19 protein-coding genes and 1 pseudogene are annotated in these 19,011 nt (G+C 71.0%); 11 read left to right on the top strand and 9 right to left on the bottom strand.

Features of this window, described 5'->3' with window-relative positions; translation table 11 throughout:
* Window positions 1-29 precede the first annotated feature (29 nt).
* Window positions 30-491 carry a MarR family winged helix-turn-helix transcriptional regulator gene (locus ABD893_RS01940; protein WP_345075839.1) on the bottom strand — a complete coding sequence of 154 codons (462 nt, stop codon included), beginning with the start codon at window positions 489-491 and terminating at the stop codon, window positions 30-32.
* Window positions 492-596: 105 nt separating this feature from the next.
* Here ABD893_RS01940 and ABD893_RS01935 point away from each other — a divergent pair, with 105 nt between their 5' ends.
* Complete coding sequence (locus tag ABD893_RS01935) at window positions 597-1,226, top strand: NADPH-dependent F420 reductase (RefSeq protein WP_345075838.1); 630 nt, start codon at window positions 597-599, stop codon at window positions 1,224-1,226.
* Window positions 1,227-1,370: 144 nt separating this feature from the next.
* Window positions 1,371-1,661, top strand: coding sequence for a DUF4287 domain-containing protein (locus ABD893_RS01930; RefSeq protein ID WP_345075837.1), 291 nt, complete (start codon window positions 1,371-1,373; stop codon window positions 1,659-1,661).
* A 4-nt stretch (window positions 1,662-1,665) separates the two neighbouring features.
* On the opposite strand, the gene ABD893_RS01925 is transcribed toward ABD893_RS01930, so the two are convergent.
* The gene (locus tag ABD893_RS01925) at window positions 1,666-2,805 is read right to left on the bottom strand and encodes a DNA alkylation repair protein (protein ID WP_345075836.1); all 1,140 of its coding nucleotides are present in this window, start codon (window positions 2,803-2,805) and stop codon (window positions 1,666-1,668) included.
* A gap of 116 nt (window positions 2,806-2,921) precedes the next feature.
* On the opposite strand from ABD893_RS01925, the gene ABD893_RS01920 reads away from it, so the two are divergent.
* Together ABD893_RS01920 and ABD893_RS01915 are read left to right on the top strand one after the other, a co-directional pair.
* Complete coding sequence (locus tag ABD893_RS01920; protein ID WP_345075834.1) at window positions 2,922-3,353, top strand: GNAT family N-acetyltransferase; 432 nt, start codon at window positions 2,922-2,924, stop codon at window positions 3,351-3,353.
* The gene (locus ABD893_RS01915) at window positions 3,350-3,991 is read left to right on the top strand and encodes an NADPH-dependent F420 reductase (RefSeq protein WP_345075833.1); all 642 of its coding nucleotides are present in this window, start codon (window positions 3,350-3,352) and stop codon (window positions 3,989-3,991) included. The genes ABD893_RS01920 and ABD893_RS01915 overlap by 4 nt, the downstream gene beginning before the upstream one ends.
* A 95-nt stretch (window positions 3,992-4,086) precedes the next feature.
* Here the strand turns inward: ABD893_RS01915 and ABD893_RS01910 are convergent, their stop codons facing one another.
* Complete coding sequence (locus ABD893_RS01910; protein WP_345075832.1) at window positions 4,087-4,677, bottom strand: CueP family metal-binding protein; 591 nt, start codon at window positions 4,675-4,677, stop codon at window positions 4,087-4,089.
* 108 nt (window positions 4,678-4,785) lie between these two features.
* Entirely contained in the window at window positions 4,786-6,174 is a 1,389-nt protein-coding gene (locus ABD893_RS01905) for an amino acid permease (RefSeq protein WP_345075830.1), read from the bottom strand.
* A gap of 345 nt (window positions 6,175-6,519) precedes the next feature.
* Here ABD893_RS01905 and ABD893_RS01900 point away from each other — a divergent pair, with 345 nt between their 5' ends.
* Window positions 6,520-6,843, top strand: coding sequence for a PadR family transcriptional regulator (locus ABD893_RS01900; RefSeq protein ID WP_345075829.1), 324 nt, complete (start codon window positions 6,520-6,522; stop codon window positions 6,841-6,843).
* Window positions 6,840-7,364 carry a DUF2812 domain-containing protein gene (locus ABD893_RS01895; RefSeq protein ID WP_345075828.1) on the top strand — a complete coding sequence of 175 codons (525 nt, stop codon included), beginning with the start codon at window positions 6,840-6,842 and terminating at the stop codon, window positions 7,362-7,364. The genes ABD893_RS01900 and ABD893_RS01895 overlap by 4 nt, the downstream gene beginning before the upstream one ends.
* A gap of 141 nt (window positions 7,365-7,505) precedes the next feature.
* On the opposite strand, the gene ABD893_RS01890 is transcribed toward ABD893_RS01895, so the two are convergent.
* Window positions 7,506-7,934 (bottom strand): GNAT family N-acetyltransferase, encoded by a 429-nt coding sequence (locus tag ABD893_RS01890; protein WP_345075827.1) that lies wholly within the window; start codon window positions 7,932-7,934, stop codon window positions 7,506-7,508.
* Window positions 7,935-8,026: 92 nt separating this feature from the next.
* Between ABD893_RS01890 and ABD893_RS01885 the strand changes: the two genes are divergently transcribed.
* From ABD893_RS01885 to ABD893_RS01875, 3 genes are all read left to right on the top strand, one after another.
* Window positions 8,027-8,602, top strand: coding sequence for a sugar O-acetyltransferase (locus tag ABD893_RS01885; RefSeq protein WP_345075826.1), 576 nt, complete (start codon window positions 8,027-8,029; stop codon window positions 8,600-8,602).
* A 146-nt stretch (window positions 8,603-8,748) separates the two neighbouring features.
* Window positions 8,749-10,353 carry a peptide chain release factor 3 gene (locus ABD893_RS01880; protein ID WP_345075825.1) on the top strand — a complete coding sequence of 535 codons (1,605 nt, stop codon included), beginning with the start codon at window positions 8,749-8,751 and terminating at the stop codon, window positions 10,351-10,353.
* A 131-nt stretch (window positions 10,354-10,484) separates the two neighbouring features.
* On the top strand, window positions 10,485-12,563 hold the full coding sequence (locus tag ABD893_RS01875; protein ID WP_345075824.1) for a HelD family protein: 2,079 nt from the start codon (window positions 10,485-10,487) through the stop codon (window positions 12,561-12,563).
* A gap of 9 nt (window positions 12,564-12,572) precedes the next feature.
* On the opposite strand, the gene ABD893_RS01870 is transcribed toward ABD893_RS01875, so the two are convergent.
* The gene (locus tag ABD893_RS01870) at window positions 12,573-13,664 is read right to left on the bottom strand and encodes an NADH:flavin oxidoreductase/NADH oxidase (RefSeq protein WP_345075823.1); all 1,092 of its coding nucleotides are present in this window, start codon (window positions 13,662-13,664) and stop codon (window positions 12,573-12,575) included.
* A gap of 103 nt (window positions 13,665-13,767) precedes the next feature.
* On the opposite strand from ABD893_RS01870, the gene ABD893_RS01865 reads away from it, so the two are divergent.
* Window positions 13,768-14,103 carry an ArsR/SmtB family transcription factor gene (locus tag ABD893_RS01865; RefSeq protein WP_345075822.1) on the top strand — a complete coding sequence of 112 codons (336 nt, stop codon included), beginning with the start codon at window positions 13,768-13,770 and terminating at the stop codon, window positions 14,101-14,103.
* Between the two features lie 254 nt (window positions 14,104-14,357).
* Here the strand turns inward: ABD893_RS01865 and ABD893_RS01860 are convergent.
* A pseudogene (locus ABD893_RS01860) lies at window positions 14,358-15,425 on the bottom strand (acyltransferase family protein); the annotation flags it as partial.
* 188 nt (window positions 15,426-15,613) lie between these two features.
* On the opposite strand from ABD893_RS01860, the gene ABD893_RS01855 reads away from it, so the two are divergent.
* Complete coding sequence (locus ABD893_RS01855) at window positions 15,614-17,011, top strand: DUF4241 domain-containing protein (protein WP_345075821.1); 1,398 nt, start codon at window positions 15,614-15,616, stop codon at window positions 17,009-17,011.
* Window positions 17,012-17,044: 33 nt separating this feature from the next.
* Here the strand turns inward: ABD893_RS01855 and ABD893_RS01850 are convergent, their stop codons facing one another.
* Both ABD893_RS01850 and ABD893_RS01845 read right to left on the bottom strand, forming a co-directional pair.
* Window positions 17,045-17,716 carry a response regulator gene (locus ABD893_RS01850; RefSeq protein ID WP_345075820.1) on the bottom strand — a complete coding sequence of 224 codons (672 nt, stop codon included), beginning with the start codon at window positions 17,714-17,716 and terminating at the stop codon, window positions 17,045-17,047.
* Entirely contained in the window at window positions 17,713-18,972 is a 1,260-nt protein-coding gene (locus tag ABD893_RS01845) for a sensor histidine kinase (protein ID WP_345075819.1), read from the bottom strand. Before ABD893_RS01845 ends, ABD893_RS01850 begins: the two co-directional genes overlap by 4 nt.
* Window positions 18,973-19,011: the final 39 nt, after the last annotated feature.

The following is a 19,011-nucleotide window of genomic DNA, read 5'->3' as shown; positions in this document are numbered from 1 at the left end:
AGCCGCTGGTGACCAGGCCGGAGCGGGCGTCAGGCCTGGTCCAGCCGGTCGCCGATCGGCTCGAGCAGTGCTGCGAGTGCTCCCAGCTCCTCCTCGGAGAGGTCGCCGAGGATCCGGTCGCGGGCGAGCTCGATATGCGGGGGAGTGGCGCGCAGCCAGGTGAGGCGGCCCTCGCGGGTCAGGCTCACGTTGATCACGCGGCCATCGTCGGCGCAGGCGGCCTTCTCGACGAGTCCGCGCTTCTGCAGTCGGGTGACGGCCTTCGAGACTCGCGGCATGGGGGCCAGCGCCGCCTCGGCGAGCTGGCCCATGCGCAGGGTGGTGTGCGGTGCGGCCATCAGCGCCTGGAGGATCGCGTACTCGAAGTTGATGATCCCGGCATCCGCGGTGAGCTGGTCGTCCAGGCGAGCGGGCAGCTTCTGACCGAGGGCGACCAGGGCTCGCCAGGCGCGCGCCTGGGCAGGGTTCATGCGGGGGACGACGGGCTCCATGACGCCCATCATAGCGGGGGTTGTTTCCCGAGCAACTACTGTGCTAGCTTTTAGTTGAACGGGCAACGATAAGTGCCCATCCGCCACGACACCAGGAGAATCACCATGAGCACCACCCTCACCGTCATCGGATCCGGGAACGTCGGATCGGCCGTCGCCGCGCTCGCCGCCAAGGCTGGGACGCAGGTCCAGGTCCTCGGCCGCAACCAGGAGAACGCCGCCGCGCTCGGCGCGCAGGTCTCCGGCACCGCCGGTGCTGTCGGTGACGCGATCACGGGCGACATCGTCGTCCTCGCCGTACCGGTCACCGCCTTCGACGAGCTCGCCGCCACCTACGGCGAGCAGCTGAACGGCAAGATCGTCGTGGACGTCACCAACCCCGTCGACTTCGCGACCTTCGACTCCCTCACCGTCCCCGCGGACTCCTCCGCCGCTGCCGAGTTGCAGGCGAAGCTCCCCGGCGCCAAGGTCCTCAAGGCCTTCAATACCCTCTTCGCGGGTGTGCTGGCCTCCGGCCAGGTGGGCGGCGACGTCCCCGCGACCGTGCTGGTCGCCGGCGACGACGAGGCCGCGAAGGCCGCGCTGATCGAGCTGGTCACCGCCGGCGGCGTGACCGGCGTCGACGCGGGCTCCCTCAAGCGGGCCCGCGAGATGGAGGCCGTCGGCTTCCTGCAGATGACCCTCGCCGCCCGCGAGATCACCGGCTGGACCGGCGGGTTCGCGCTGCGCAAGTGACGCCTTCCTGACCGGCAGGCACCGGACCGCACCGCCCGGGACCCCACAAGGGTCCCGGGCGATGCCGTCTTCCGCTGGGCGGGTGGGCGCGGCATACTTCACCGCACCGGCGTCAGCGGTGACGCGCGACGAGAGGAGACGCCCATGTCCTTCCAGGCCTACCTGGACACGATCGAGGAGAGGACCGGGCTCACGCCCCGTGAGCTGCTCGAGCTCGCGAAGGAGCGCGGCTACGACGACCCGGCGGTGAAGGCCGGGGTGATCCTCGAGTGGCTGAAGACCGACTTCGACCTCGGGCGCGGCCACGGCATGGCCCTCGTGCACGTCATCAGGAAGGGCCCCGTGATCGATGCGAAGCACGTCGGTGCAGAAGGATCCCACCGCGACGAGAGCGACACGCTCTGGCTCGACGGGAAGGCGACCAAGCCCGCCTGAGCCGTCAGCCGCCCGCCGGCACGTCCAGGTGGAAATCCTGACGACCCGAGACGACCCCGTTGATCTGCAATGTCACGGCGTGCGGTCCGCTGTAGTAGCGCCGCGTGGTGATCGGTCGGAACGAGTGGCTCTTGCGCACTGCGCGCTCCTGGCCGGGGCCGAGCGTGAGGGTGGTGAGCTTGAAGGCCTTCGAGCTCTGGGTGCCCGCCGCGGTGGCGTGGTGGATGAGATAGTCGATCATCAGGCGCACCGGCTCCTCGCCGGTGTTGCGCACGGTCGCTCGCAGCTCGATGGACCCGCCCTTCTCGACGCGGTCGCGATCGAGGTGGGGGCCGTCCACCTCGAGGGCCTCGCCGGGGTCGGGATAGCCGAGCAGTGCGAGGGCGGCGGGGTCCCCGCGCTTGAGCAGGGTGCGCAGTGCGTGGCGGACCAGCTTGTCGGTCGTACCGGTCGTCGTGCCGGATCCTCCGCCCGACGCGCCGAGCCAGCCGGCGGCCGTGCTCACCACGAGCTCCGGATGATCGCGGCTGAGGTCGTTGAGGTGATTGGCGACGGAGCGCCGCACGTACTCCGAGGGGTCGCCATGGAGACGATCGAGGATCGGGAGGGTTCGTCCGGGCTCGGCCGCCAGGCCTGGCACGCGCACTGCCCAGGGCAGATAGGGGCGTGTGCCCTCGGAGGCGAGACGACGCACGTGCTCGTCCTCCGAGGCCGTCCACTCCAGCGCCTTCGCCAGGGTGCGGTCGAGGTCGTGGCGCAGGAGGATCCGCAGGGCGAACTCGGAGGTCAGCAGGCCGGTGAGCTCGGTCAGCAGATCGAGGGCATCATCCGTCGCCGACGGGCTGCCGTCGGCCGCCGCGGAGTCCGAGACCGCGGTCGAGACGGGCCAGATCATCCAGCCGGTGAAGCCCGGCGCGACGCGGATCGCGGTGCGGACCACGGCGGCAAGTTCCGTGAAGGATCCCCCGAGATCCAGCAGCATGGCCTCACGGAGCACGTCGACCCGTTCGCGCAGGCTGAGTGGCGCGAGGGTCTCGGCGGCCTCGCGGAGCCGGATGGCCGGGATGCCGGGAGCGGCCGTCTCCAGTGCGTCGGCGAGATCCACGGTGGTGCCGCGATCGATCATCTCGTCAGCGAAGGGCATGGGGCTCCTGGGGCGCTGTCCGTTCCATACGAGGAGAGTAGTCGGCGCAGGGGACAGCGCACCGGGGCGGCACCGTCGTAGGCTCACCGGGTTCTCAGCACCCTCGGGAGGCGCATATGCAGATCCTCGACGCGACCGCGGCGCACGCCTCGGGCATCACCGCGATCTACAACCACGCGGTGCAGCACACCACCGCCATCTGGAACGAGAGAACGGTGGACGCCCACGACCGTCTGGCCTGGATCGCGGACCGCCACGCTCACGGATTCCCCGTGCTGGTCGCGGACGACCGGGCGCGGGCGCAGGGCATCCGCGTGATGATCGCGGGGTTCGACGTGAGCAACGAGGGGTCGGTGCGCCTGCACGAGCGGCTGGGCTTCGAGCGCACCGGCGTGCTCCGCGAGGTGGGCACCAAGTTCAGCGTTTGGCTGGACCTGGCGTTCCTGCAGCTGATCCTCGAGCCGGGAGGGGCAGGTGGCCCGTCGGACGCAGTTCATGGGACGTCATCGGGAATCAGGACGGCTCCGGTGACGTTGCCCAGGGCATGACAACTCTGGGAATCATCGGCGCAGGACACATCGGCAGCCAGATCGCACGGGCCGCCCTGACGGCGGGCTACGACGTGGTCATCGCCAACTCGCGAGGACCGGAGACGCTCTCCGACCTCGTGGCGGAACTCGGTCCGAAGGCCCGCGCCGCGACGGCGGAGGAGGCCGGCGCGGCCGGTGACGTCGTGGTGGTGACGGTGCCGCTGCACGCTCTCGACAAGATCCCGGTCGCACCGCTCGCCGGCAAGATCGTGCTGGACACGAACAACTACTACTTCGAGCGCGACGGGCAGATCGACGCCCTGGACCAGGGCGAGACCACCACCTCACAGATGCTGCAGGAGCACCTGCCCACCTCGAAGGTCGTCAAAGCGTTCAACCACATCCAGTCTGCAGACATCACGACGGACACCGCCCCCGCGGGCACGCCCGGACGGCGCGCGCTCGCCCTCTCGAGCGACCACGCCGAGGCGGCGGAGTTCGTGGAGGCGTTCTACGACGAGCTCGGCTTCGACGCGGTCGCCGTGAGCCCGCTGCGGGACTCCTGGCGGGTGGAGCGCGACCGTCCCGCCTACGTGGTCCGGCAGACGGCCGCCGAGCTGCGCGAGAACCTCGCCAAGGCGCACCGCCTGCCCTGAGCGCTGTTCAGCTCTGAGCCGGACGTAGCACCGGTCGCCATCTTTCCTCTCGGTCTGTGGGGGAGCCGGGGACGCGGCGACCGCCCCGTGGCGGTTCAGCCCTGCAGCTGCATCGTGGTGATGCAGGTGGGGGAGTCCGCGGAGGTGCTCAGCGACGCCGTCGACACCGCGCCGTCGAGGGAGATGGTGAGGGTCAGCTCCCGATCCCGCGGCAGCCAGAGGCCGAGGAAGCCATTAGGGGCGGTGGTGCGTAACTCGTCGAGCATGACTGCCCCATCGGTCCCCGTGAGCAGGACCCCGACCTCCGTGCTGAGCAGTTCACCGGTGCAGTGGGAGAGCTCGTGATGGAAGCACTCGTGCGTCGTGTCCACGAAGGGGGCGACGGCCACATAGGACTTCCCGGCGGGCAGCAGGAGGGCGGTCTCGCTGCCGGCGTCGTCCTCGAGCGCGAGGCGGTCGGGGAGCACTGTGGCCTGGATCAGGTGCGAGCGCTGGTCGAGGGGCAGGGCCTCGAGGCTGTCGATGATCTCGCGGGCGTCACGGCCGGCGAGCCCGTCCGTGCTCAGCAGGGTCTCCGAGGGGCGCGGACCGAAGCTCGATGCTCCACCGCAGCCGGCGAGACCCAGAGAGGTCAGCACGACGCCGCCGAGCAGGGCTCGACGCGAGACGGCGGGGGCGCTCGGCACGGGGGTTCCTCTCTGGATGACCACAAGTCCCAGTACGGTACCCCGCTGGAGCGTCTCCCCTCGAAGCTTCCCGTCCCGTGGGCAGGATCTGTCCTCGACGCCTCGGTGTCAGTCGCGCGGCAGGCGGTGGCGACCCGTCGCTGCATACAGCAGCGACATCACGGCCAGGAAGCCGAGGCCGACGAGCAGCGCCGTGTGGTACTCGCTGTGCCAGATCATGATGCCGAAGGTGAAGACGATGAACGCGATCGCGAAGAACTGCCCGTAGGGCCAGAAGGGCACCGGGAACGCCAGCGCGTCGCGCTCGGAGCGCGACAAGCCGCGGCGCGAGGCGACCTGCGCGAGCAGGATCATCAGCCACACGAAGATCGTCGCGAAGGTCGCGAGTGAGGCGACGATCGTGAACACCGCCTCGGGCAGCGCAGCATTGAGGATCACGCCGATCACCAGCACGCCCAGCATCGCGATCGTGGTGACCACAGGGACACCCTTGAGGGTGCGGGAGAACGCCTGCGGGGCGAGCTTCTGCCGGGCCATCCCAGCCACCACCCGGCCAGCGCCGAAGAGGTCCGCATTGATCGCCGAGAGCGCCGCAGTGATCACCACGAGGTTCAGCAGCGCCGCCGCCCAGTTCACGCCGAGGGTGTCGAAGATCTGCACGAACGGCGACTCCTCGCCGGTGATCGTGCGCCAGGGGTTGAGCAGCAGGATCACGCCGATCGCGAGCACGTAGAACAGCAGGATCCGCACGGGCACGGTATTCACCGCTTTCGGGATCGCGGTGCCGGGATCCTCCGCCTCGGTGCCGGCCACGCCGATGATCTCGGTGCCGCCGAAGGCGAAGAGCACCAGGATGAAGGCGCTGATCATGCCGCCTGCGCCGTTCGGGAAGAAGCCTCCGTCGGCCGTGAGGTTCGCGAGCGGATTCCCGCCGCCCGCGGAGCCCAGGCCGAACACCAGGATCGCCGCGCCGCCCACGATCATCCCGATCACGGCGGTGACCTTGATGAGCGTGAACACGAACTCGAGCTCCCCGAACCAGCGCACGCTCGCCAGGTTCGCGGCGCCCACAATCAGCAGCGTGAGCGCCACCCAGATCCACTGCGCGGTGTCCGGGAACCAGAATCGCATGTAGATCGCGATCGCGGTGAGATCCGCGAGGCACACGATGAGCATCTCGAAGGCGAACATCCAGCCGGTGATGTAGCCGGCCCAGGGTCCCAGGAAGCGGCGGGTGTACTCGGCGAAGGAGCCGGAGATCGGCATCCGCACGGCCATCTCGCCGAGCGCGCGGAGCATGAAGTACACGACGGCCCCGCCGAGCAGGTAGACCAGCAGCACGGAGGGGCCGGCGGCCTGGATCGCGCCGGCTGAGCCGTAGAACAGCCCCGTCCCGATCGCGGAGCCGAGCGCGATGAAGTGGATGTGTCGCGCCTTCAGGCCCGGACGGCGCCGGGTCGCGGCGGGGGAGGGGGCGGGCTGCGTGGTCGTGCTCATCGAGGGGATTGCTCCGGGGAGGGGGAGGGAAACACTTCTTGTGCTTCTGACACGGTACGGCGGTGAGGCGGTGTGGCGGTACGTGTGTCCGGCCACGTCCGTCGTTCGCTCTGGACAGGAGGGGCCGCCAGAGATCCCCGAGCCGGAGGGCCACCAGAGTTCTGTCTGTGGTGAGTGTTGAACGGCCTATGGGCGTTCACAGCTCACAGGAGACAGAGCTGTGGTGGCGGACGAGGTGGCGTGCGGTCACCGCGGCCCAGGAAGCTGCGGCGAGAGCGCGGACCTGTGGTTGAATATCATTCATGGATATATCGTTGAGTGATGTATGGGCCGCGGTGGTAGAGCGTGGCGCGTAGATCCGGCTTTGACACCGGTGAGCTCGCCGATGCCGCGATGCATGTGCTGCTCGCTCTGGTCAGCCCGCGGCATGGGTACGCGGTGACGCAGTTCCTCGAGGAGCGAAGCGGCGGCGAGATCGCGTTGGGGCCCGCCTCGCTCTATACGACGCTCAAGAAGCTCAGTGCGGCGGGCTTCATCGAGGAGCTCGACGGCGAGGACTCCCGCCGCACCTACCAGCTCACCCCCGTCGGCCGCGACGTGCTGGCCCGCAACATCGAACGCCGCCGCAGCCTGCTGGCGATGGCAGACCAGATCATGGAGGAAGCATGAGCACGAGCACCACGATGGGCGCCGGGCTGGCGTTCGAGCCGGAGAAGGACCTCGCGACATTCGCCGAGATGGCCGCCCGAGGAAAGCACCTCACGGGCGTTGCACGACTCGGCCACGGGTGGAGGTTCGTCGAGGGAACGCCCGAGGATGCCGTCTTCGACCTCGCCTACGAACATGCTCCTGCGGCCGACTATCTCGACTACTTCCGTGCGGCGGGGTGGGCGCATGTCCTGACCGTGGGAGACGTCCACATCTTCAAGGCCGCACCCGGCACCCCGCCGGTCCACACGGGCTCGGAGACCCGGCGCGAGGAGATGCTGCGGGAGCGGAACCGCTTCCTGGGCTTCTCGCTTCTCGCCGTTCTGCTCTTCCTCGGGGTGGGTCTGGGCATCAGGCACCTCGACGGGAACGTCTGGCTGGAGCTGGTGCTCCTCTTCGTGGCCTTCCTCCCCGTCGTCTACACCGTGCTGCCCCTGGCGGGGTACTGGTACCGGAGCGCCACGCTGCCCAGGGGGCGGTGAGCGCCACCAGATTTCTGTCTGAGGTGAGCGTTGAACGGTCTATGGGCGTTCAAGGCCTACAGGAGACAGAGTTGTGGTGGCCGACGAGGTGGCGCGAGCGGCAGTTGGCTGGCAGCTGGCAGGCTGGTGGTGCGGGCGGCGTCAGCTGCCGAAGCGCACGAAGGTGCGGCCCGGCATCGCCTCGCCGAACTGCGAGAAGCCCAGCGATTCATAGAAGGCCTTCTGCCCGGCCTCCTCGTCGGTGATCAGCACGTGCTGGCGCACGGCGGTGAACGGCGCGAAGGCCTCGCGCACCAGATCGCCGCCGAGCCCCTGCCGTCGGGCGTCGGGATGGACGAGCACGTCCTGGAGGTAGCAGATGGTGGCGCCGTCGCCGACGACTCTCGCGAGCCCGACGAGCCGCCCTTCGGCGCGGGCGACCACCACGCGGAGGGAACCGCGCAGGCCCGCGATCAGCGCGTCGGGGTCATGCGTGTATGCGCTCCATCCCACCGCGTCGTAGAGAGCGACCGTCTCGGACAGAGCAGGAAGGTCGCCTTCGGCACAGGCGGCGAGCGTCACGGGGTGCATGGCTGCACGGTAGCCGTCACCGAGGCGTGGTGCTCCGCGACCACGGTCACGTCGACCGCCGACTGAGTCGCGTCTCCTGCGATCATCGGGTGATGGATACGCACCCTGAACGGCTCGCCCGCGGCGAGTGGTATCTCGACGGCCCTCAGCTGCAGGCCCGGCGCCGCGACTGCTGGAGACTGCTGGACACGTTCAACGCGGCGAGGGCTGACGAGGACGAGGTGCGGCGTGATGCCCTGATCGCGATGCTGGGCGCGGTGGGGGAGGGTGCCATCGTGGTCCCGCGCTTCCAGTGCACCTATGGCACCAACATCCGGCTGGGGGCGTCGGCCTTCGTGAACGCGAACGCCTTCTTCATGGACGACGCCCCCATTCTCATCGGAGCGAACGTCCGGCTCGGTCCCGGGGCGCAGCTGATGACGGCGCTGCATCCGGTGGAGGATCACGGGCGCCGGCGCGAGGGCTGGGAGCAGGCGCTTCCGATCTCCATCGGGGAGAACACCTGGCTGGGCGCCTCGGTGACCGTGGGTGCCGGCGTCACCATCGGCCGCAACAGCGTGATCGGCGCGGGGAGCGTCGTGCTGCGCGACATTCCCGACCACGTCGTCGCCGTGGGCACCCCGGCGACGGTGATCAGGCAGCTGCCGGTCGAGGAGGACGCCGTCTGACGTCGGTCTCCATCCGGCGGAGAGCCTGCGCTGCGGGGCGCGCGTGCCGACGGGCGCGCGGGCGGCGAGGGCCGCCCGTGTGATCAGCGCGTCGAAGGCGGCCCGCTCCCGTGGCATCCTCCGCCCGCGCACGTAGAGTGCTGATGATGCTCACTTCTCCGGATCCCGCCCCGACCTCGCCCCGTGTGCACGCGGAGGCGACGCGACGCCGCACCTTCGCGGTGATCTCGCACCCGGATGCGGGCAAGTCGACCCTCACCGAGGCGCTGGCGCTGCACGCCCGCGTCGTGGATGAGGCCGGCGCGACCCATGGCAAGGCGAACCGCGCGGCGAGCCTCTCCGACTGGGGCGAGGTCGAGCGCGAGCGAGGCATCTCGATCACCTCGACCGCTCTGCGCTTCGACTACCACGACGTCGTCTTCAACCTGCTGGACACCCCCGGGCACTCGGACTTCTCCGAGGACACCTACCGGGTGCTGACCGCGGTGGACTTCGCCGTCATGCTCGTCGATGCCGGCAAGGGCATGGAGACCCAGACCCGCAAGCTCTTCGACGCCTGTCGGCGACTCGGGCTCCCCGTCGTGACCGTGATCAACAAGTGGGACCGCCCGGGGCTCGAGGCCCTCGAGCTCTTCGACGACATCGAGCAGGCCACGGGCCGCACGCCGGTCGCTGTGAACTGGCCGGTGGGATACGCCGGGGAGTTCCGCGGCCTGCTGGAGCCCGGGGCGTCGAGCTACCTGCGGCACGAGGTGGTCGCCTCCGGCGCGCGCCTGGTCCGCGAGGAGATCGTCGACGGTGCCACCGACAGCGGGCTGAGCGAGGAGCTCTGGCGCGACGCGATCGAGGGCGCCGGGGTCGCGGCCGAGCTCAACGGGACGTTCGAGGCCCAGCCGTTCCTCGACGGCGAGCAGACCCCCGTGCTGTTCACCGCCGCCGCAGGGAACATCGGCGTGCGATACCTGATGGACTTCCTCCTCGATCACGCGCCCGCACCCCGCCCGCGGCCGGACGAGGCGGGGGCGCCCCGGCCGCTCGAGGCCGAGTTCTCCGGCTACGTGTTCAAGATCCAGGCGGGGATGAACCCCGCCCACCGTGACCAGGTCGCCTACGTCCGGGTCAACTCCGGCGTGTTCAGCCGAGGCATGGAGCTGCATCACGCGCAGTCCGGCCGCCCGGTGTCCTCCAAGTACGCCCATCACCTCGTCGGGCGGAGCCGGGCCACCGTCGACGAATCCTGGCCCGGCGATGTCGTCGGCTTCGTCAACACCACCGGTCTGCACGTCGGGGACACCCTCCATGAGGGCGGACGCGTCGTCTTCCCCGGCATGCCCCGCTTCGATCCGGAGCGCTTCCGCGTCGCCCGATCCCTGGACACCGCCCGCCATAAGCGCTTCACCAAGGGCCTCGCCCAGCTCGAGGAAGAGGGCGCCATCCAGCTGCTCCGGGACGCGAACGGCAGCCCCGGCGGGCCTGTGCTCGCAGCTGTCGGCGAGCTGCAGTTCGAGGTCGCCTACGAGCGGATGCGCCGTGAGTTCGGGGTGGAGATCGCGCTCGATCCCCCGATGCCGTATGTCCTGTCGCGCTCCTTCGCACGCTCCGAGGTCTCTCGGATCGCGTCGATCAGCGGTGTCGAGGTGCTCTTCCGGCCCAGCGGCGAGCCCGTCGCGCTCTTCCCGGACCGCTGGCGGCTCTCTCGGGTGCAGGAGAACTATCCGGACGTCTTTCCGGATCAGACCTCACGCGTCTGACGTCGGCGATGATCGGCGACGACGTTCCACGCTGTGAGAAGCAGTCCGCAGGCGCGGAGAGCGAGCCCACCAGTCCACTCCGCAGCGGTGGCGGGGGGCCGATCGACGCGAGACATGGGGAGCAGATGAGCATGGCAGGTCAGAACGAGGATCAGGCTGTTCAGAGGGGCGTCGAGCAGCGCGCGCTGGACGGGATGTACGCACACCTCGATGCCGATCTGGAGGCCCGGGAAACGGCGCGGGACCGTGTGCTGGCCGCACCGGTGGAAGGCCCCGCGGGCACTCATGCGCGAGACCTCGAATTCCATCGGCTGCAGGACAGGATCGGTCAGCTGCGCGCCGCAGAGCAGGGCCTGTGCTTCGGCCGCATCGACCGGGCAGAGGGCGGCAGGGGCCTGCACATCGGACGGATCGGGATGCGCACGGACTCCGGGGAGATCCTCCTGGTGGACTGGCGCGCGGAGGCGGCGCGACCCTTCTATGCGGCGACGATGGCCCACCCGATGGGCGTGCGGAAGCGGCGCCACCTGCGGGTGCAGCAGCGCCAGGTCGTGGACCTCAGCGATGAGATCCTCGACGGCAGCACGCCGCTCCCGCAGGACGTCGTGGGCGATGGTCCGCTCGTCGCCGCCCTCGGCGGGGCACGCACCGGGCGGATGCGCGAAGCGGCCTCGACCCTCCAGGCGGAGCAGGACCAGATCGTCCGCTCACCGCACCGCGGGATCATGGTCGTCGACGGCGGCCCGGGGACGGGGAAGACGATCGTGGCCCTCCACCGCGCCGCCTATGTGCTCTATGCGTGGCCGTCGGTCGCCGGCCACGGAGTGCTCGTGCACGGACCGAACCAGCGGTTCCTGACCTACATCTCCGACGTGCTGCCCTCGCTCGGCGAGAACGACGTGCAGCTGTCGACCCTTTCCGACCTCGTGCAGGCGGACGCGCAGCGCACCGAGCCCGATCACCTGGCACGCCTCAAGGGCCGCGCCGAACTCGCGGACGCCCTGGCGACGTGGGTGCGCGACCGCGAGCCGCACGGTGTGCCGCTCGAGCTGCGCACCGCGCACGACGCTCTGGTCCTGGACCCCGGCGTGGTCGACGCGGCACGACGCTTCGCGCTGCAGGGCGGAATCGGCCACAATCCCGCGCGCGAGCTGTTCACCGAGGCCATCGTCGAGGACCTGGTCCACGAGCTGGAGGCACGGGCGACGCAGGAGGATGCCGATTTCGAGCACGAGGCCGAGGCGCTGCTCGGCATCAGCTTCGACCGTCTGGCCGCGAAGGACCTCGGGGGCTCCGGGGCGGGCGGCGCGAGCAGTTCGGCCTCAGTCATCGACATCGACTGGGATGCGATCCGTGACGAGCTGCTCGAGGATCCCAGCATCGACCGCGCCGTGGAGCGGATCTGGCCGCAGCTGACGGCCGAGCACGTCATCCGCGGCGTGCTCAGTGACCCCTCCGCCCTCGCGGCGGTGCTGCCGGAAGCGACGGCCGAGGAGCTCGCGCTGATTGTGGACGGTTCCCACGGCGCGTGGACCGACGCTGATCTCGCGCTGCTCGACGAGGCGCGAGCACTCGTGGACGGGCCGCCCGGCGAGACGTTCGGCCACGTGGTCGTCGACGAGGCCCAGCAGCTCTCCCCGATGCACTGGAGGGTGCTGATGCGCCGCTGCCCGGCACGCTCCATGACGGTGGTGGGCGACCTCGCCCAGGCAGGCCCGACCACGACGGTGCGGACCTGGGCCGACGCCCTGGAGCCGTTCGTCCAGGACCGGTTCGTCCACCACACCCTCACGGTCAACTACCGCACCACGGCGGAGATCCTGGAGACTACGCGGCCGCTGCTGGCGAGGATCGCTCCGGACCAGCAGCTGTCCCGCTCCCTCCGCCACGGCGAGCCGCCGCGGACCGTCACCGCGGGGCACGGCGACGTCGAGGCCGCGCTCCGCTCCCTGATCGGCGAGCTCGCTGCGGCGCGCCCAGGGGAGCTGATCGGCGTCGTCGCGACTGCTGCCGAAGCGCCGGCTCTCGAGAAGGCGCTGGAGTCGACGGGGGTCACGGTGCTCGGCGCGCCGGAAGCCCGTGGCCTCGAGTTCGACACCGTGCTCATCGTCGACCCGGCAGCGATGGAGAACGCCGGGGACGCGGGTCTGCGCGACCTGTACGTCGCGCAGACCCGCGCCACCCAGCGCCTGATCACGCTCGTGCCGTGACCCGTGTCGTCAGAGTGCGTAGGCGTACTGCTCGATGAACCGCGGGGTCGTGCCGAGCTCGCGGGCGGCGTGGTTCGCCCAGGAGGGGTCCCGGAGCATCTCGCGGCCCACGAAGACGGCGTCGGCCTGGCCGGAGCTCAGCAGCTCCTCCGCCTGCTCGGCATGCTTCACGCGGCCGACGGCGGCGACAGCGACCGTGGTGTCGCGGTGCAGCATCGCCGCATAGCGCGTCTGGTAGTCCACGTCGTGGGGGATCGGCACCACGTCGTTCCCGCCCGACGAGGCGTCGACCAGGTCCACCCCGTGCTCGCCCGCCCAGGCGACCAGCTGCGCTGACTGCTCGTAGGTCCAGCTCTCGCGAGCATCCTCGGGGTTCTCCTCGATCCAGTCGGTGGTCGAGATGCGCATCATCACCGGGAGGTCCTGCGGCCACACGCCGCGGACGGCGTCGACCACTTCGAGCACCAGCCGCGCACGACCGGCGAGGTCGCCGCCGTACTCGTCGGTGCGGCGGTTGGTCAGCGGCGAGAGGAAGGAGTGCAGCAGGTAGCCGTGCGCGGCGTGGATCTCCGCGACCTGGAAGCCGGCCTCGAGCGCGCGGCGTGCGGCGTCGCCGAAGGAGCGGACGACCGCGGCGATGTCCTCGCGGCTCATCTCGTGGGGCACCGGGCCGCCCGGGAAGGCGACGGGGCTCGCGCCGTAGGGCATCCAGCCGAGCTCGTCGGTGCCGAGCCAGGCCCCGCCCTCCCAGGGTCGGCCGGTCGAGGCCTTGCGGCCGGCGTGCGCGAGCTGGATGCCTGCGACCGCGCCCTGTGCGCGGATCGCGGCGGCGATGCGTGCGAAGTCCGGGATCTGCGCGTCCTCCCACAGGCCGAGGTCGAAGGGGCTGATGCGTCCCTCGGGGGCCACGCCCGTCGCCTCGAGGATCACCATGCCCGCGCCGCCGGCCGCGCGGGCCGAGTAGTGGGCGAGGTGGAAATCGGTGGGCCGGCCGGCCGATCCGGGCTCGGCCGCCGCGCTGTAGGTGCACATGGGAGACATCCATGCGCGGTTCGGGATCTCGAGGCCGCGGAGCTGGAGCGGGGTGAACAGGGTCGTCACGGGAGGAGCCTCCGGAGGGGTCGACGCTAAGTACGAAGGATGCCGTACTACGAGGACGATAGTACTCTCGGGGGACCCCGCGAGAAGAGACCAGGAGGAGACGGTGCGCACACTGCCCCACCCCGATGCGCAGGAGATCGCCCTGGACCAGGTGCTCTCCGCGCTCGCGGACCCGATCCGCCGCACGATCGTCCGCCAGCTCGCCGGTGGCCACGACGACCAGGCGTGCATCGCCTTCGACCTCCCCGTCTCCAAGTCGACCTCCACCCATCACTTCAGGGTGCTGCGCGAGGCCGGGGTCATCTCCCAGCGCTACCGCGGCACCGCGATCCTGAACTGCCTGCGCGACGAGGACCTCGAGTCCCGGTTCCCCGGCCTGCTGGGTGCGGTGCTCGCGGCGGAGCCTGCGCGACCGGCGGCGCCGTCGGGCGACTCCTGACGCCGAGCCGACCCAGCCGGCCCGGCCTCGCCGAGAGTCGGGCGCGGGGCGCGGATCCGGGCGAGCGCCCCGAGCAGCAGCGCGAGCGCCGCGACGCCGCTGAGCGGTGAGGCGCCCGCGACGAGCAGCAGCCCCAGCCCGGCGAGGCCCAGCGCGATCGCCTGCCCGGTGCGGCGGAGCTCGCCCGTCGGCCGCACCGCACGTACCCGCTCGAGCGGGCCGAAGAGCCGGGCCGCCGTCGCCGTGAGCACGATCGAGGCGAGCAGCCACTGCGGCCGGTCCAGCCACCACTGGAGGCTCGAGGGCTCCGGCAGGGTGAGCGCGCCCCAGTGCGCGAGGAGCAGCGTCCCGCCCGCGAGGAGCAGCAGCGCCGAGAGGTTCCACAGGTAGAAGGTCATCGTGCGGGCGGTGACGAAGCCGGTCACGGCCGCGATGTGCGGACGCTCCGCGAGCTCGCGGAGCCGGGGCCGCAGCAGGGAGAGCGCAAGGGTCTGCGCCGCGCCGAGCACCAGCAGGGCGGTGGTGGGCGGGTTCAGGTGCGCGATGAGGTCGGGGGACCAGAGCCCGCTCGCGAAGGCGGCGAGCAGAGCGGTCACGGCCGCTCCCGCGCCCAGCAGCCGGGCGCGGCGGGAGAGGGCCTCGATGCGCCCGTCGGCCAGCAGGAAGCCCGCCTGCTGGAGCGCGAGCCAGACGAAGGCGAGGTTCGCGTACCCGACCGCGTCGATCCCCGTCTCCGCGCGCAGCACGTCCACGATCACCGCGCCGCCGGCCAGGGCGAGCAGCGAGGGCCAGGGCGCCCGCTCATGCGCCCGCAGCAGCGCCGGCAGCAGCGCCTGGACGCCGAGAAACACCGCGAGGAACCACAGCGGCTCGCGCCAGCGCAGCCCCGCCTCGCCGAGCAGCTCGTCGGGGACGCCGAGGGCGGGCAGTGCGGCGAGGGCCAGAGCGACCGCGGCGATCGGGGCGAGGGCCGGCAGCAGCAGGCGATGCACGCGGGCCGTGACGAAGTCCGTCGCGGAGCCTCCGCGCTCCCGCAGCCGGCGGTGCGCGATGGCGCCGGCGAAGCCGCTGACCACGAAGAACAGCGGCATCACCTGCAGCAGCCAGGTCAGCGGCGGATACCAGGCCGCACCGCGGGTCGCGTACTCGAGCACCGGCCCGGCCGCGCCGGCGGTGACCGCGACCTGGAGCCCGTGGACGAGCATCACGGCCAGCACGCACAGCGCGCGGACCAGGTCGATGCCGCGATCGCGGTGCGAGGGGGCAGGGGTGCGGGCGGGGACGTGCGCGCGGCGCGGGGGCGCGAGATCGATGACGGCCATGGGGCTCCTCCTCGGGTGATGCCGAGGACGCTATGGACGAGGTGCCCCCTGCCGCGTCGCGCGCAGGTGCCGGCAGGGGTGGTCCCTCCGAGCGATCAGCTCAGCGGCGAGACCGGCGCCGCCCCAGCCGTCGGATGACGACCCGTCGGGAGGTGTTCCACGATTCGATGCTGGCTAGAGTCTCCGCCATGGATCTCTCTGCATTCGCCGCCCTGACCCCTGGACCCGCCTCCAACCCGCAGGGTGGCACGCTCACCCTCAGCGTCCACGAGCTCGGTGTCCTCCGAGTGCACTCCGGTCGCCTCGAGGTCGCTGATCCGTTCACCCGTCTGGGAGAGGGCCGGGTGATCGAGGTGTCCCCGGGCGCGTATCCGGTCAGTGTCACGGTGGCCGATGTCTCCGATGCCCAGGACGGCAGCCACCTGCGCGAGGCCTATCTCAGCGTGGTGCTGGCCGACGGTGCGGAGAGGAGCCGCGAGCTGGTCGACGACGCCGAGGTGTTCGTCGATTCCGGTGCCGTCTCCTTCGCCGACCGGGACTCCGTGGAGCGCCTCCTGCCGAAGGATGCCGAGGACCTCGAGGAGCTCTTCGACTCCGGCCGACCGGACAGCTGGTTCACTCTCATGGACGATCCCGAGCATCTGCTGGACGGCACGGCGAACATCATCCTTCCGGGCGCCCAGCACGGGGAGAACGTCATCCTGAGCCATTCCGGATGGGGCGATGGCGTCTACCCCGTCATCCGAGGGCTCGACGAGCGGGGAGGAACGGTCGCCCTCCACATCGATCTCGGCGTGGTGGGCCCCGTGAGGGAACGTCCCGACAGCTCCGAGACGCCGCAGCCTGCAGGTCCGCTGACGGCTCATCTGCTGCTGGACCATCACCCGGCTCACCTCGGCGAGGTGCTGGAGGCCGTCCTGCCCCATCGCGCCCGCGAGCTCACCCGGACGGGGAGCACTGCGGCCGTCTTCGAGACCGCGCACGATGTCATGATGCACATGGGAGTCGCGGGCCGGATCGAGGACCCGGCCCTGCTCCGCGACGCTGCCTGCTCCGACGACAGCGCTGACCTGGTCGAGCGGATCGCTGCACATCGAGGAGCCCTCTCCATCGGCCCGCATTCCGGGGATGATCCGCTGAGCGCGGTCCTCAGCTTCGTCGTCATGCTCGCCGAGGTGCCCCTCCCCATCGCCGTCTGGATCCCGGCGCAGCGCCTCGTGCTCACTCCCGAGCAGTTCATCAGGGATCTCGAGGCGAATGTTCCCCTGGCCTTCCGCGTCCGGCCCGTGGAGGAGGCGGAGACTCCGACGGTCATCACGCGGGGCTTCGCCGCTCTGGGAGGCCGCGAGGTCATCTACTCGGACCCCGGCATGTCGATCACCCGGATGGCCAAGCGTCTCGGGGCGATCGTCGGAGATCTGCGGACGAAGCGGATCGGCGATGTGCCGCAGGCGGGTGCCGAGGCGCGGTTCCTGATCACTGGGTACCAGCTCCAGCCCGCACAGATCCAGGTCGATGGCGCGGACGTGCTCGAGATGGTGGCCCAGAACGGGAGGACGCGAGGGCTCTCCGGCCGGAAGAAGTGACGGCGCCGCTCACCGGGCAGTCCCTCCGAGCGATCAGCTCAGCGGCGAGACCAGGCCGTTGTCATAGGCGAGGATCACCAGCTGCACCCGGTCGCGCACGCCGAGCTTGGTGAGCAGGCGCCCCACATGGGTCTTCACCGTGTGGTCGGAGATGAACAGCCCCTCACCGACCTCCTTGTTGGAGCGGCCCTCGGCGATGAGCATCAGGACCTCCCGCTCGCGGTCGGTGAGCTGGGCCAGGAGCGCCGCATCGCGCGGGGCGCGCGGCCGACGGGCGGCGAACTGCTCGATCATCCTCCGCGTGATCCCGGGCGAGAGCAGCGCGTCACCGGCGGCGACCACCCGCACCGCGTGGACCAGCTCCTCGGGTGTCGCGTCCTTGAGCAGGAAGCCGCTCGCCCCGGCCTGCAGGGCGTCGTGGACGTAGTCGTCGATGTCGAAGGTGGTGAGCATGAGGATCCGCGGCGGCGGGGAGGCGGGGAAGTCGGGTGCCCCGATGCGCCGCGTCGCCTCGATCCCGTCCATCTCCGGCATGCGCACGTCCATGAGCACCACGTCCGGGCGCAGCCGTGCCGCCTGCGCGACGGCCTCCCTGCCCGTGGTGGCCTGGCCGACCACGCGCACATCGGACTGGGCGTCGAGCAGGGCCGCGAAGCCCGCCCGCACCATGGCGGCGTCGTCGGCGAGCAGGACGGAGATCGTCATGCGGGCTCCTGGGGGTGATCGGTGAGCGGAAGGACTGCGGTGACGGTCCAGCCCCCGTCCGGGTCGGGCCCGTGCCGGAGGGTTCCTGCCAGCTGCGAGACGCGCTCCTGCATGCCGCGCAACCCGTTGCCGGAACCTCGAGGGGCGGAGGTCGCCGCGGCGGGGACCCTCTCATTGTGCACGCGGAGCATCACGGCGCCGGGTTCGAAGACCACCTGCAGGTCGATCGGTGCGCCGGGCGCGTGCCGCACCGCGTTGCTCAGCGCCTCCTGCGTCACGCGGTAGGCGGCCAGGTCCACGGAGGCGGGCACCGGCTCCGGCACCTCGTCCAGGTGCAGCTCCAGCTCCGCGCCCGCGCGGCGGAAGCCCTCCACCAGCTCGGGGATCTCGGCCACGCCCTGCAGCGGCGCGAGCGGCGGGGTGTGGTCCTCCGTGCGCAGCACCCCCAGCAGGCGGCGCATCTCCTCGAGGGAGCCGCGGGCGCTGCGGGCGATGTCGTCGAACTCCGCGGCGGCCTCGGGGGAGAGGTCCGGGATCCGGTAGCGGGCGGTGGAGGCCTGCACCTGGGTCAGGGCGGTGCTGTGCGCGACCACGTCGTGCAGCTCGCGGGCGATGCGGGTGCGCTCCTCGACCAGCAGCCGACGCGAGTGCTCCGCGGCGGAGACCTCTCGCTCGCGGTGCAGCTCCTCGCCCACGCGCAGCCTGCTGCCCAGAAGCACCGCCACCAGGGACGCCGCCGCGCTGAGCGAGGCTGCGACGATGAGATCCGTACCGGCCGCCTCCGCCCGCCCCAGCAGCGGTGCGCTCAGCAGCGGGCCAAGGTGCCCGATCGCGAGCGGTGCCGCTCCTGCCTTCCAGCCGTGCAGCGTGGTGATGACCAGCACGAACAATGTGAAGGCGATCATCGCGGGCACCGACCACGGCCACGGCCAGGACGAGGGTCCGTCGCCGAGAGACACCAGCGGCAGGATCCAGGCTGGGAGGCAGGCGAGGACGCTCGCGGTGCGAGGGCGGGGGACGGCCAGCAGGGGCGCGGCGACCAGTGCGGCGCCGAGTGGCAGGGCGAGCACGACGGGGGTGCCGTATCCGTTGGCGTGGATCGGCACCAGCACGCAGAACAGCGCCAGTGCGGCGACCCCCAGCACGATCATCACCGCGGTCCGTCGCCGGAGGAGTTCCGCGGGGGAGGGGGCGGCGGGAGCGATGCCGTCGGCGCCCGCAGAGGGAGCGGTCACGGCGGTCACGGAGCGTTTCACGGCTCGATGCTAGGACGGCGATACGCCGTGCGCATCGCT

Source organism: Brachybacterium paraconglomeratum (assembly GCF_039541415.1).
Taxonomy (GTDB): domain Bacteria; phylum Actinomycetota; class Actinomycetes; order Actinomycetales; family Dermabacteraceae; genus Brachybacterium; species Brachybacterium paraconglomeratum_A.
Note: the sequence above shows the minus strand (reverse complement) of the source record. Positions and strands in the feature narration are given on the sequence as shown.